Source organism: Moraxella sp. HMSC061H09 (assembly GCF_001809255.1).
GTDB lineage: Bacteria > Pseudomonadota > Gammaproteobacteria > Pseudomonadales > Moraxellaceae > Moraxella > Moraxella catarrhalis.
In genome coordinates this window covers 283,872-299,620 of sequence record NZ_KV796834.1, presented here as the reverse complement: position 1 = coordinate 299,620, position 15,749 = coordinate 283,872, and the positions used below count along the sequence as shown (strand labels likewise).

Here is a 15,749-nt window from a genome sequence, read left to right as displayed (position 1 = left end):
ATCCGTTGCTCTACCGACTGAGCTATCACGCCGAATTGATGCGTATTAAAACAAAATTTCATCAACTTGTCAAGAAAAATATTTCCAAAATTGCATTTTGTATCAAATTATCAGGTTTATGCACTGATACAAACAAGAGATTACATAATATTTAATGTAGTTTCATAAAGCTTACAATTCATCAATATGTTTAATAAAATTATTTCTCTAAAATAACTTCTAAGAATACAAGAAAATACCGTGTTTTTTCACCCAAACTGGTTAATACAAATTTATTGGACACATGCCAGTCATTATCAGGAGAATCCTATGTTTCGCTGGGCAATTATTTTTGCAATTATCGCCATTATCGCAAGCTTTTTAGGATTTGGTAATATTGCAGGGTTAAGCAAAGAGTTTGCTTATATTTTCTTAATTATCGCTGTTGTCTTATTTGTGATCGGCTTTGTGGGTGGTCGCCGTAGATAATTATTCCATAGCTCATTGCCTCAAAGATGATTAAAACATAAACAGTCTGTTATGACAACAGACTGTTTTATTTTACTCAATTTGGTTTGCTTAATTCATCGCAATTAGCAGATTTATGCCAACAAATTATCGCTCAGCATCAAACATCAAGCGTGCTGCCTCAAACACATAAACCTCGCTTTCGGGCAACTTTGGACGCTCATTTTCTTTCATAGCGCTCCGCTCTTCAGCCAATGCCTCCAAATTGGCCTGATAAGTTGACCAATCTACAAATGGTGCCTCGCCTGTGGCTTGCCTGCGTGCATTTTCAGCAGCCAAGGTGCGTTTTTCAATCATATCAAGTCTGGCACGGCGTTTTTGTAAATTAATCTCAGTCGGTTTTTTATCATCATCAAGCGTGCGAATGGCATTTAGTTCAGATAAATACCTAAACTGTGGGTCACTTGCTTGGCGGGCTTTGGATTGCTTATTGAGTGAGCTTAACAGGCTTGGCGAATATTTACCTTCAGCGTGATAATTGGTTGAGTTAATGGTATCCCAAGGCAATGGATTTTTATATTCACGCTCACCAAATTCGATACCTTCATAAATATTTACCAATTCAACATCTGGTACAACACCCTTGGTTTGGGTACTGCCACCATTCACACGATAAAATTTACGCTGCGTCAAAGTCATCGAACCTAATGCCAAATCATCTCGCTGAGTCTGAGCCGTGCCTTTGCCAGTGGTTGTGCTACCTACCACCAAACCTAGCCCATAATCTTGAATGGCGGCTGCAAAAATCTCGCTGGCCGATGCCGAACCAAGATTAATGAGTACAGACAATTTTCCATCATAGAATTGATGCCCACCGTCTGTATCTTCAAAAACTTGCACATTACCACGATTATCACGAATTTGCACCAAAGGACCTTCCTTGATGAACATGGCAAGCATTTTGGCAACTTCATCAAGTGAACCACCAGGATTATTTCGCAAATCAACCACCAAGCCATCGATACCTTGGTCGGTTAACGCTTGTAAAGCTTTTTGGGTATCATGGCTGACACTGCGGTACTGACTGGCATCAATACCCTCACGGCGTGCTTTAAAATTCAGATAAAAGCTTGGAATCTCAATCACACCAACTTTTTTTATACTACCATCATAAGGCATGTCAATCACTCGATACTGCACGCCTGATTCTTCTTGTCGAATGATATCACGCACCAAAGTAACCGTTCTGGCCTGCGAATCTGGTGTATTTGGCTGCTTGACCTTGACGGTTACCTCAGTACCACGAGTACCACGGATTAAAGCAACAATTTCTCTGGTGCTATAGCCTATCGTATCCACCATTTCACCATCAGATTGGGCTATACCGATAATCAAATCATTTGCCAATATCTGACCTGATTTGGCAGCAGGACCGCCATCAACCAAACTGATAATGCGTGTGTAATCAGGATTTTTGCGATCGGGTCGAATAGAAACACCAATGCCCTCAAGCTGTAGACTATTTTGGATTTGTATATCCTGTGCTTGAATGGGAGCGTAATAATTACTGTGTGGATCATATGCGATGGCTGCCGCATCAAGTATCGACTCCATCACCTCATCATTTTTCAGTCGTTCAAGCTGTTCTTCTTGGCGTTTGATACGATTTAATAAAATCTCTTTAGGAGTGCGACTTTCAGCCTTGACCAAATCTTGACCTCGAGCCAACTCAGGATTTTGTAAATAAACCTGATCTTTTGCTTTGTCGCTGTCTTGATTAATCATAATGGTAATTAATGACAATGTCGTTTGGTTTTTCCAATACTCAAGTTGCTCCTTTTTGCTCCGAAACCGTGGTGCTTTTTCACGATCTAATATAATGCTTTTATTGGTATATAAATCAATATCTGTTGCTAAGTGTGCTTTGGCAGCTTTAAAATACTCAAAAGAACGCGTACGAAAACGCTCAAAAATCTCAATACCAGGCGTCAAATCACCACGTATTAAATAAGCTGCATAAGTTTTACCATATTTGCTAATAAATTCATCCACATCGGATTGTAACAATAGCGTACGGTTAGGGTCAAGCTTATCAAAATATTGCTGCAAAATAACTTGGCTCATGCTTTCATCAAGTCTTTGGTCGTTATAATGTGCTCGATCAAGCAATATCGCCACTTGTCGTGCGGTCACCCTTTGCTCTGGCTTTTGTATAAATGCAGTGCGGTCAGATGCTTGAGCAAATGATGCCACACTGCTTGCAAATAATGCAAAAGCCATGGCACTTGCCACGCCCGATAAAAGATATTGTTGTTTTGACATGTCTGTATCCTAACAGTTAGCAAATAAAATCTTAAAATATTCGCTATCTTAGCACAAAAATCACAAAGTTTTTTTTACCCAAGTGCGTATTTTTGTACACCTGTCTTAAGCAATCGTTACAAGGTTATTGTTTAACCACAAAATCAACATTCACCAAAGTTTTATTTTGATTTTCATGGCATAATATGCCCATAAATATTATGTTTGGTCTTATTTGAATGTGTTGGAGGATTTTGTGGCAAAAGGTATTATCATGGCAGATATTGCAGGTCAATCATTAGATGGCAGCGATATTGAATTATTATCCAATCCAGAAATCGGTGGCATTATTTTATTTGCACGCAATGTCAAATCACCCGCTCAAGTGCGAACACTGACCGATTCAATACGCCAAATCAACCCCCAACTACTGATCGGTGTTGACCAAGAAGGCGGAAGGGTTGCTCGCTTTAAAGAAGGATTTTCATCGTTGCCTGCCATGGGCAAACTGGGTCAATTATACGATAAATCGCCCAAAGATGCGTTATCTTTAGCTTATGATTGTGGCTATCTGATGGCCTGCGAGGTTTTGGCGGTCGGTGTTGATTTTAGCTTTGCACCAGTGCTTGATATTGATGGCAAAAGCCTTGTCATTGGCGATCGTGCTTTTCATGCAAATCCAGATGCCATCATAACATTATCAAGGCAATTCATGGACGGTATGAAAAATGCTGGTATGGCAACCACAGGCAAGCATTTCCCAGGTCATGGCTCTATTGCCCCTGACTCGCACATTGCTGATGCCATTGATGAACGCTCATTTGATGAGATAATGGATTATGATACCCAAACCTTTATCAAAACTTTAGATAAACTTGATGCACTCATGCCTGCCCATGTGGTTTTTAGCCAAGTTGATGACAAACCTGCAGGATTTTCTAAAATCTGGATTCAAGATATTGTCCGCAATCAGCTTGGATTTGATGGCGTGATTTTTTCAGATGATTTATGCATGCAAGCGGCACACATTGTAGGCGGTATAGATGCGCGTGTGGTTGCTGCCATTGAAGCTGGCTGTGATATGGCACTGGTTTGCAATCATCGTCAAAATGCATTACTTGCCATTGAAACTGCCAAAAAGCTGAAAGATACGCCCCAGCATCGCTTGATAAAGATGGCGGGCAACATTCCAACATGGCAAGGTAGCCTAGAAGCAACCTGTCATCAATTTCCTTTATGGCAGGCGGCTAAACATCGTATACAAGCCGCATTTTTTCAAGAAAATCATGAAACCTTAGCCAAAGACCCAACAGTTTATAGCGTATGTTGAACTTTTGTATTTGTTACACAAAATGAGCAATTATCCATTTTTTTTGAAAAAAGTCAAGTTTGCAAGTTTTTTATCAAACAAGTTTCTGCGATTAAACCAAAAGAAAAAATTTGGTCAATTTTTATGCAAAAATAATCATTTTATTTTTACCAACTGTTTAACGCACACACAAACCTACCATCAAAAAACCCATCAGTGATACTCATGGGTTTTTTGATAATAAATTTGATGATTTTTGACGATTAACGCATCGTGACAAATTCTTCGGCAGCCGTTGGATGAATGGCAATGGTATCATCAAAATCTTGCTTAGTTGCACCCATTTTCATCGCAACCGCAAACCCTTGAATCATCTCATCCATGCCAAAACCAATACCGTGTAGTCCAATGATTTTTTGCTCCTCTCCTAAGCAGACAAGCTTCATTCGACATGGCTCACGATGTGATGTTACCGCACTGTACATCGGCGTAAAGTTCGAGGTATAAACTTTGATATTATCAGCACCATATTGTGCAATTGCTGACGCTTCACTTAAGCCCACAGTCCCAATCGGTGGATGGCTGAAAATTACCGTCGGCACCAAGTTTAACTCCAAATGCTCGTCTGGCTTGTTGTTAAACAGTCTTTCAGATAATCGTCGTCCTGATGCCACCGCTACAGGCGTCAGCTCAACACCATTTGCAACGATATCCCCAACAGCATAAATGCCTTCAATATTGGTATTTTGAAATTTATCAGTGATGATTTGGCCTTTGGTATTGGTTTTAATACCAACGACATCAAGATTAAGCTGATCTGTTGCAGGCTTGCGACCTACCGCCCAAATCACACAGTCAACGGTGAGGTTTTGTCCATCATTAAATTCAACCGTCAGCGTTTTATCCTCATTTTGGATAATTTGTTGTGTATTGACGCCTGTGTGTATTTGAATGCCATCATTTTGCATGACATTAACCAACACCTCAACGATATCATCATCAAATGAACGCAGTGGCTGATTGCCACGAATCATCAGATGCGTTTGAGCACCCAAACTGTTCATGACACCTGCCACCTCAACTGCGACATAACCTGCACCAATGATAGCCACACGCTTTGGCATCTCATCGAGTGCAAAAAATCCGTCTGAGTCAATACCCAGCTCCTGACCGATAATATCAGGTCTGACTGTTTGCCCGCCCGTTGCGATGACGATGTGGTCAGCACTGATTTGCTCGGTTGTGCCATCATCATAAGCCACCTCAACGGTATTTTTATCAATAAAACGGGCAAATCCTTGAATCAATTCAACGCCATTTCTTTCAAATACCATACGATAAGATCGGTGAATACGCTCAATATACGCTTGGCGTGATTGAATTAATTGACCAAAATTAAACTCATCAATATTGCCTTTAAATCCATAGTCTGGTGCATATTTATGAATGGCATCGGCGATTTGGGCAGCATACCACATGACTTTTTTGGGTACACATCCAACATTAACACAAGTACCACCAATCAAATTGGCTTCAATAATGGCACATTTTTTGCCATATTGGGCAGCACGATTAATCGATGCAATACCACCTGAACCGCCACCAATGGCAAGATAGTCATAATGTTTGGTCATTGTTTTCCTCATTTTTATCATGTGCCAACAGTCAAACAGTCAAACAGTCAAGTACGACTTGCACAAAATTATTATGTTATTATTAATCTATTGTACCATAAAATCACAAAAACCGCCTGATTAAAAGCGGTTTTATCATCATGATTGGATTTGATAAAATCAATTAAAACAATACTCTGACTCGGATGGTTTCTGGTACAGCACGCAAACGCTTTAATGCTCGGTCAGAATCATTATCATCCACATCCATAACCAAATAACCAACATCGCCCTTGGTCATTAAAGACTGTGCAATAATATTGATGCCTGCATCGGCAAATGATGCATTGATTTGTGACAATACGCCTGGGACATTGCGGTGAATGTGCAATAAGCGATGCGTGCCATCAGTAAACGGAATAGAGACATTTGGAAAGTTGACAGCACTGGTTGTATCGCCTTGATCAGAATAGCGTACAAATTTTTCAGCCACTTCCAAGCCGATATTCGCTTGAGCTTCTTGCGTTGAACCGCCAACATGTGGTGTCAAAATCACATTATCAAAGGCACGCAATGGTGATTCAAACTCTTCATCTGCTGATTTTGGCTCTTTTGGAAAAACATCAATTGCTGCACCAAGAATTTTTTTGCTCTCAAGTGCTGCCGCCAATGCATCAATGTCCACACAGCTGCCACGAGAAGCGTTGATGAAAAAAGACCCATCTTTCATCTGTTCAAATGCTTTGGCAGTCATGATATTGCGTGTACTGCTTGAATCGGGTACATGCAAGGTAACAACATCCGCTTTTGACAACAATTCCTCCAAACTACCTACTTGTGTGGCATTGCCCAAGGGAAGCTTGGTCATCGCATCATGATAGATTACTTTCATACCCAAACTTTCAGCCAGTACAGATAACTGCGAACCGATGGAGCCATAGCCAACAATGCCCATGGTTTTGCCTCGTACCTCATAGCTGTCTTTGGCAGACTTATTCCAGCCACCACGATGAACCACTGCATTTTTTTCAGGAATACCACGCATGAGCATAATCGTCTCAGCAAGTACAAGTTCTGCCACAGAACGCGTATTTGAATAAGGTGCATTAAAAACAGGAACACCCAATTCAAGCGCTGCATCTAAATCCACTTGATTGGTTCCAATACAATAACAGCCGATACAGATCAGCTTTTCGGCGGCTTCAAGCACCTTGCGTGTCAGCTGAGTGCGTGAGCGGATGCCAATAAAATGTGCATCTTTAATTTTTTCTATCAACTCAGCCTCATCAAGTGCTGAACTGATGTATTCAATATTGGTATAGCCTGCTTCATTGAGTACTTTTAGTGCATTTTCATGAACACCCTCAAGTAACAAAAAGCGGATTTTTTCTTTATTTAATGATAAAGTCATAAGAATATCCTTTTAGGTGACAATCAAAACTATAGTTATACACGCATTGATGTCAATTTGCAATATATTCACGAATGTGTGAATGTAAATTATCAGGCAAATTTTAAACTGTCATGACTTAAAATAATAATCAGAGCTTTGGTTGGAGTAGACCTCTTATTTTAGCCTAAAAACAAAAGCCCGTTCCTAGAAACGAGCCTTTGAAAATACACACTTACTCTTGAGAACCCAGCTCATCAGCGAATGCTTTGGCAAAGTTGTCTTCAATACTCAAATTATCTTCTGAAGTTGTAGGCGGTTCAGCTGTTATGACTGATAATAACTCATCCACTTGGGCAGTTTGGTTACCAGCATTTTGAGCTTTTCTTTGGCGAGATTGATGATATGCCAAACCCGTACCTGCTGGAATTAAGCGACCCACAACCACATTTTCTTTCAAGCCAGACAAATCATCCACCTTACCCATCACTGCAGCGGCGGTCAAGACACGGGTCGTTTCTTGGAAGGACGCTGCTGAAATAAAGCTTTCGGTTGCCAAACTTGCTTTAGTAATACCCAAAAGCTGACGCTCGTATTGAACAGGAAACTTATTATTAGCGATCAATTCAGCATTAAGCGTACGGATTTTTGAGTATTCTGCTTGGTCGCCTTTAAAGTAGCTTGAATCACCACCATCGACAACCTCAACTTTACGCAACATCTGACGAACGATGACTTCAATGTGCTTGTCGTTGATTTTTACCCCTTGTAGGCGATAAACTTCTTGCACTTCATTGACAATATAATTTGCCAATGCGGTCTCACCTTTTAGGCGTAAAATATCATGCGGATTTTGAGGTCCATCAGAAACCACCTCGCCACGCTCAACGGTCTCTCCTTCAAAGACATTGATTTGACGCCATTTCGGAATCAGCTCTTCATGCACATCACCATCTTCATTGGTGATGATAAAGCGGTTTTTGCCTTTGGTTTCTTTACCAAAACTGACCACACCGCTCATCTCAGCCATAATGGCATGATCTTTTGGACGGCGTGCCTCAAACAAGTCGGCAACTCGTGGCAGACCACCGGTAATATCTTTAGTACCTGAGGTTGCTTGTGGTACACGACCAAGCACCGAACCTGCCGTGACATGCTCGCCTTCAGATACACGAATGATGGTTTCGTTCGGTAGGAAATAAACCACTTCTTTACCTTCATCGGTATCAAGAATAATCGCAGGACGCAAATCCTTAGCAATACTTGGACGGTCTTTGCTGGTCAAGATTTCAAATGATCTCACCCCCGTCATCTCATCCACCTTAACCGTTGCTGTCATGCCATCGGTAATGTCACTAAAGCGTGCGGTACCTGAGAATTCTGTAATAATTGGATGGGTATGTGGATCCCATTTGGCGATTACCTGCCCTGCTTCAACAGCATCTGCATCACGCACCAAGACGCTTGAGCCATAAGGCACTTTATAACGCTCACGCTCACGACCTTGATCATCAGCCACGCCAATCTCTGCCGAACGAGAGACAACAACCAAATGACCATCGGCATGCTGAACAGTTTTCATATTGTGAAAACGAACCGAACCTGCATTACCAACTGAGACACTGTTATCAACAGAAGCAGCAGAAGCAGCACCACCGACATGGAAAGTACGCATGGTCAGCTGAGTACCTGGCTCACCAATCGACTGTGCCGCCATCACCCCAACAGATTCGCCAATATTGACCAAATGGCCACGAGCCAAATCACGACCATAACACTTAGCACAGACGCCTTGGGTGGCTTCACAAGTAATGACTGAGCGTACATACACTTCATCAATCGCATTGGCATCTAACTTTTCAACCAATCTTTCATCAATCAAAGCGCCCGATGGTACAACCACATCGCCATCTGCATTCACGACATCTTTGGCAGCAACACGACCAAGCACACGATCACCCAAGCGTTCAACAATTTCACCACCAACAATCACAGGTGTCATTCGCTGACCTGCATCTGTACCACAATCATCTTGGGTGATGACCAAGTCTTGTGCGACATCAACCAAACGGCGTGTTAGATAACCTGAGTTTGCTGTTTTTAAGGCGGTATCTGCCAAGCCTTTACGGGCACCGTGCGTTGAGATAAAGTATTGAAGTACCGTCAAGCCTTCACGGAAATTGGCTTTAATTGGTGTTTCAATAATTGAGCCATCTGGCTTAGCCATCAGACCACGCATACCTGCAAGCTGACGAATCTGCGTGGCACTACCACGAGCACCTGAGTCGGCCATCATATAAATTGAGTTGAATGACTTTTGCGTTTCGGTCTCACCGTCTGCGTTGATCACATCGTCTTTAGACAAGTTATCCATCATCGCATTTGCAATTTTATCTGAAGTACGCGCCCAAATATCAACAACTTTGTTATAACGCTCACCTGCAGTGACAAAGCCTTGCTCAAATTGTTGTTCAATATCTCGTACTTCAGCATCAGCTGTATCCACGATCTGCTTTTTGGTTGGTGGAATAACCATATCTTCCATACCAATCGAAATGCCCGATAAAGTCGCTTGTGCAAAACCCAAATACATCAGATGGTCAGCAAACATTACCGATTCTTTAACACCCAGCTTACGATAGCATGAGTTTAACAGCTTAGAGATATTTTTCTTGGTCATCTCCGTGTTACACTCACTAAACGCCATGCCTTCTGGCATGATATTCCAAATTAGCAAACGACCAGCTACGGTATCTTGGATACTGGTATGGCTGATTTTTTCACCTGTTTTTTCATCCAAAATCGTCTCAGCGACACGAACTTTAATCTTGGCATTCACAGATAAATCATCTGAACCAATTGCTCTTAGAGCTTCATTCACCGTACTAAATACCATGCCTTCGCCTTTGGCATTCACACCACCACGGCTAATATAATACAAACCAAGCACAACATCTTGAGAAGGCACGATGATCGGCTCACCATTTGCAGGCGACAAGATGTTGTTGGTTGACATCATCAAAGCACGAGCCTCAAGCTGAGCTTCTAAAGTCAGTGGCACATGAACTGCCATTTGGTCACCGTCAAAGTCGGCGTTAAACGCAGCACACACCAATGGGTGCAACTGAATTGCTTTACCCTCAATTAACACAGGCTCAAACGCTTGCAGACCCAAGCGGTGAAGTGTTGGTGCACGGTTTAGTAGGACAGGATGTTCACGAATGACCATCGCAAGCATATCCCAAACGGCTGGCTCTTCACGCTCAACCATTTTTTTGGCGGCTTTAATGGTACTTGCAATGCCATTTTGCAGCAATTTGGCATAGGTAAACGGCTTGAACAGCTCAAGTGCCATTTTCTTTGGTAAACCACACTGATGCAGACGCAAAGTAGGACCAACCACAATCACCGAGCGTCCAGAATAGTCCACACGCTTACCAAGTAGGTTTTGACGGAAACGACCTTGCTTGCCTTTAATCATATCAGCAAGTGATTTTAATGGACGCTTGTTAGACCCTGTAATAGCACGGCCACGGCGACCATTATCCAGTAGTGCATCAACTGCTTCTTGTAGCATACGCTTTTCGTTACGCACAATGATATCAGGTGCATTCAGCTCAAGCAGGCGTTTTAAACGATTATTACGGTTAATCACACGGCGATACAAATCGTTCAGGTCTGATGTGGCAAAACGACCACCTTCAAGCGGTACCAAAGGGCGTAAATCTGGTGGCAACACAGGCAACACAGTCATCACCATCCACTCAGGCTTGTTATTTGAGTCACGGAAAGACTCAAGTAACTGCAAGCGCTTGGACATTTTTTTCAGTTTGGTTTCAGAGCCAGTTTGTGGAATTGCAGTACGAAGCTCATCAATTTCGCCATCCACATCAATATCACGCAGTAAATCTTGAACAGCTTCAGCACCCATCTTGGCAATGAACTCATCGCCATATTGTTCAAGTGCATTAAAATACTCTTCATCATCCAACAGCTGATATTTTTCAAGACTGGTCATACCAGGATCGGTCACGATATAGCTTTCAAAATAAAGCACACGCTCAATATCACGCAAAGTGATATCCAAAAGAAGACCGATACGGCTAGGTAGCGATTTTAAAAACCAAATATGCGCAACTGGAGAGGCAAGCTCAATATGACCCATACGCTCACGGCGAACCTTAGCCGCAGTCACTTCAACACCGCAACGCTCACAAATGATGCCTTGAAATTTACGGCGTTTATATTTGCCGCACAAACACTCAAAGTCTTTGACAGGACCAAAAATTTTGGCACAGAATAGACCATCACGCTCAGGTTTAAAGGTGCGGTAGTTAATGGTTTCTGGCTTTTTGACCTCACCATGCGACCAAGATTTGATTGCCTCAGGTGACGCTAAAGAAATTTGAATGCTATCAAATTCTTTGACGCCATTGTCAGCAGGGCCTTTCATGATATCTAATAAATCTTTCAAAAGGTTTCTCCGTTGTATTCGTCGTAATCTTTACGCCCAGCGACGATTTCATCACTGGGTATGTTGGTCTTAGGCTAAGTTACTTCTTTTCTTTTAAGTCAATATTAATACCCAGCGAGCGAATCTCTTTGGTTAAGACATTGAACGACTCTGGCATGCCAGGATTCATATACTGCTCGCCATCGACAATATTCTTATACATGCGTGTACGACCCTCAACATCGTCCGACTTCACCGTCAGCATCTCTTGTAGAGTGTAAGTTGCACCATAAGCTTCTAGCGCCCAAACCTCCATCTCACCAAAACGCTGACCACCAAATTGTGCTTTACCGCCAAGAGGTTGCTGTGTTACCAGTGAATAAGAGCCAGTTGAACGGGCGTGCATTTTATCATCGACTAAGTGGTTTAGCTTAAGCATATACATGTAGCCAACCGTAACAGGACGATCAAATTTCTTACCTGTTCTGCCATCATAAAGTGTTTGCTGACCTGTGGTTGATAGGTCGGCCAAACTTAACAGCTCTTTGATTTGAGTTTCTTTGGCACCATCAAAAACGGCCGTACCCATTGGGACACCATCTTTTAGGTTCTGACACAGTGCCAATAAATCTTCATCAGACAAGCTGTCTAAATCTACTTGCTCACCACCGACTTGGTTATAAATCTTATCTAAGAATTCACGAAGCTCACTCACAGCAACTTGCGAACGCAACATGGCATTAATCTTATCACCCAAACCTTTGGCTGCCATACCCAAATGGGTCTCTAGCACCTGACCGATATTCATACGAGATGGTACGCCCAATGGGTTTAGTACGATATCTACAGGATTACCATTTTCATCATATGGCATATCCTCAACTGGCATGATGCGTGATACAACCCCTTTGTTACCATGACGACCTGCCATCTTGTCACCTGGCTGGATACGACGCTTAACCGCCAAATACACCTTAACAATCTTCTGAACGCCATGTGCTAAGTCATCACCTTGAGTTAATTTGCGTTTTTTCTCGGTAAATTTATTATCGATATCTTTTTGCTTATCACTTAAGAATTCAGCAATCTGACCCAAACGCTCTGAAACTTCCTCTTCAGCAGGCTGGATATCTAGCAAGCTTTCTAGTGGCAAATTTTCGATGTCTTTAGTGCTTAGAATCGTACCTGCTTTAAAGCCTGCACCACCGCTGACTTTTTTACCATCAAGTAAGCTTAAAATACGACCTTTTGCAGCTGCTTCAAAAATCACCAGTTCTTCTTTTAAATCTTTACGGTAATCATCAAGCATGGCTTTTTCAATAGATTTGGCACGGCTGTCTTTTTCAAGACCATCACGGGTAAAGACTTGCACATCAATGACCGTGCCTTTGGTTGATGATGGTACACGCAAAGAGGTATCTTTAACATCCGCCGCTTTTTCGCCAAAAATCGCACGAAGTAGTTTTTCTTCTGGGGTCAGCTGACTTTCACCTTTTGGTGTTACTTTACCAACCAAAATATCACCAGCATCGACCTCAGCACCGATATACACAATACCCGCTTCATCAAGATTTGCCAATGCAGCCTCACCGACATTTGGAATATCGCCTGTAATTTCTTCTGGTCCAAGCTTGGTATCACGAGCCACACAAGTTAACTCTTGAATGTGAATCGTGGTGAAACGGTCTTCTTGAACCACTCGCTCAGAAAGTAAAATTGAGTCTTCAAAGTTATAGCCATTCCAAGGCATGAATGCCACGCGCATATTTTGACCAAGTGCAAGCTCGCCAAGATCAGTCGATGGGCCATCTGCCAAGATATCGCCACGCTCAATTTCATCGCCTTCATTGACGATAACACGCTGGTTAATACAGGTATTCTGGTTGGAACGGGTGTATTTAATCAAATTATAAATATCAATACCCGCTTCACCTGCAGTCATTTCATCCTCATTGACACGCACAATGATACGACTGGCATCAACCTCTTCAATCACACCACCACGCTTAGCGACCACACACACGCCCGAGTCACGCGCCACATGGCGTTCCATACCCGTACCTACAAGTGGCTTATCACTACGCAGTGTTGGAACTGCCTGACGCTGCATGTTTGAACCCATCAAGGCACGGTTTGCATCATCATGCTCCAAGAATGGAATTAGACCTGCTGCTACCGATACCACCTGACGCGGTGAAACATCCATATGAGTAACTTTATCGGCGCTCATACGCACAAATTCACCATCGTGACGAACACTAACCATCTCTTCGGTCAGCTCACCCTTGTCATTCATTGGTGAGTCGGCTTGTGCGATTACCATGCCTACTTCTTCGATGGCAGAAACATATTCAATTTCGTCAGTCACACACCCATCAACGACGCGTCTGTACGGTGTCTCCAAGAAGCCAAAATTATTTGTTTTGGCAAAAGTCGCTAAAGAGTTAATCAAACCAATGTTTGGACCTTCAGGGGTTTCAATTGGACACACACGGCCATAGTGGGTCGTATGGACATCACGAACCTCAAAGCCTGCACGCTCACGCGTCAAACCACCTGGACCCAATGCTGATACACGGCGTTTATGGGTAATCTCAGATAATGGGTTATTTTGATCCATAAACTGCGATAGCTGACTTGAGCCAAAAAATTCTTTAATAGATGCTGCCACAGGTTTTGAGTTAATCAAGTCCTGAGGAGACAAATTATCAGAATCAGCTGTGGTTAAGCGTTCTTTAACAGCACGCTCAACACGTGCCAAACCGATACGGAACTGGTTTTCAGTCATTTCACCCACAGAGCGAATACGGCGATTACCCAAGTGGTCAATATCATCCACCTCGCCACGACCATTACGGATCTCGATCAACTCTTTTAAGACATCAACGATATCTTGATTGGATAAAACACCTTGTTCGCGTTGCACATCCATATCATCGGTATCAATGAACTCACGACCCAATCGACGGTTAAACTTCATACGACCCACATTAGACAAGTCGTAACGCTCTTGGCTAAAGAACATTGATTCAAAAAGTTTTTCAGCAGTCTCAAGTGTTGGTGGTTCACCTGGACGCATCACTTTATAAATCTCAATCAATGCCTCTTCACGAGTCACAATTGTATCGGCGCGTAGCGTGTCAGCGATATATGCACCATGATCGATATCATTCGTGAATAAAATCTTAAATGATTGAACATTTTTTTCAGCAAGTTTTACCAGAATCTCATGGTCGATCAAGGTATTGGCACGAACCAAAACCTCATCCCCAACCACAATATCCTCGCCAATGATACGCTCATACAAATATTCATCAGGTACCGCAAGCTTGGTCATACCTGAGTTTAAAATTCGTTTTACACGAAGTGCGTTAATGCGTTGACCTTGTTCAACAATCACATTACCATCAGGACCGACAATATCAAACTGAGCCATCTCACCTTTTAAACGATCAGCAACCAGTTCAATTTCAAAGGATTCATCACCTTTAAATACTTCAACTTTTTCAAAAAATTGATCTAAAATTTGAGCGGTATCCATACCAATGGCACGCAAAATAATCGTTGCCAACAACTTACGACGGCGGTCAATACGCGCGTACACCAAATCTTTAGCATCAAATTCAAAATCAAGCCAAGAACCACGGTAAGGGATAATGCGTGCGTTATAAAGCACTTTACCGCTTGAATGCGACTTACCTTTATCATGGTCAAAGAAAACACCAGGTGAGCGATGCAATTGAGAAACGATGACGCGCTCAGTACCATTAATAATAAAAGTACCATTATCTGTCATCAATGGAATTTCGCCCATATAAACGCTTTGTTCACGAACATCTTTAATGGCAGTTTTATTTTCTTTATCCTTAATAATAAGGCGAATTTTTACACGCAAAGGTGCCGCAAAAGTTGAACCGCGCATAATACATTCACGCTCATCAAATTCAGGCTCGCCCAAGTAATACTCAACGAATTGCAATTGAGCATTACCAGAGTGGCTTTCGATCGGAAAAATTGATGAAAAAGCCGCTTGTAAACCAATGTTGGCACGAGCTTTTGGTTTTTTATGCTCTTGTAAGAATTGCTCATAAGAATCCACTTGGATGGCAAGCAGATAAGGCACATCCATGACATCTGGAAGCTTTGAAAAACTTTTGCGAATACGTTTCTTTTCGGTATAAGAATATGCCATTAAGATTCCTTAGATTAACTTAAAAATATGTTGCCAAAGAGGCA

Annotated in this window: 7 protein-coding genes; 2 read left to right on the top strand and 5 right to left on the bottom strand. The window is 42.2% G+C overall.

Translation table 11 applies throughout. The annotated features are described in order from the left end of the window. Window positions 1-309: 309 nt before the first annotated feature. Window positions 310-468 carry a DUF1328 family protein gene (locus HMPREF2573_RS01785; RefSeq protein WP_003656479.1) on the top strand — a complete coding sequence of 53 codons (159 nt, stop codon included), beginning with the start codon at window positions 310-312 and terminating at the stop codon, window positions 466-468. Between the two features lie 126 nt (window positions 469-594). On the opposite strand, the gene HMPREF2573_RS01780 is transcribed toward HMPREF2573_RS01785, so the two are convergent. Continuing rightward, window positions 595-2,769, bottom strand: a complete 2,175-nt coding sequence (locus tag HMPREF2573_RS01780; protein ID WP_003656482.1) for a carboxy terminal-processing peptidase — start codon at window positions 2,767-2,769, stop codon at window positions 595-597. 235 nt (window positions 2,770-3,004) lie between these two features. Between HMPREF2573_RS01780 and nagZ the strand changes: the two genes are divergently transcribed. Further along, complete coding sequence (gene nagZ, locus HMPREF2573_RS01775; RefSeq protein WP_003656484.1) at window positions 3,005-4,078, top strand: beta-N-acetylhexosaminidase; 1,074 nt, start codon at window positions 3,005-3,007, stop codon at window positions 4,076-4,078. A gap of 242 nt (window positions 4,079-4,320) precedes the next feature. On the opposite strand, the gene gorA is transcribed toward nagZ, so the two are convergent. The 4 genes from gorA to rpoB form a co-directional block, all read right to left on the bottom strand. After that, entirely contained in the window at window positions 4,321-5,691 is a 1,371-nt protein-coding gene (gene gorA, locus HMPREF2573_RS01770; protein WP_004462515.1) for a glutathione-disulfide reductase, read from the bottom strand. A 163-nt stretch (window positions 5,692-5,854) separates the two neighbouring features. After that, window positions 5,855-7,087, bottom strand: a complete 1,233-nt coding sequence (gene serA / locus HMPREF2573_RS01765) for a phosphoglycerate dehydrogenase (RefSeq protein WP_226889978.1) — start codon at window positions 7,085-7,087, stop codon at window positions 5,855-5,857. 208 nt (window positions 7,088-7,295) lie between these two features. After that, window positions 7,296-11,534 carry a DNA-directed RNA polymerase subunit beta' gene (rpoC, locus tag HMPREF2573_RS01760; RefSeq protein ID WP_003670911.1) on the bottom strand — a complete coding sequence of 1,413 codons (4,239 nt, stop codon included), beginning with the start codon at window positions 11,532-11,534 and terminating at the stop codon, window positions 7,296-7,298. A 79-nt stretch (window positions 11,535-11,613) separates the two neighbouring features. Next, window positions 11,614-15,705: a DNA-directed RNA polymerase subunit beta gene (rpoB, locus tag HMPREF2573_RS01755; RefSeq protein ID WP_070472352.1), complete on the bottom strand. Its 4,092-nt coding sequence runs from the start codon at window positions 15,703-15,705 to the stop codon at window positions 11,614-11,616. Window positions 15,706-15,749: the final 44 nt, after the last annotated feature.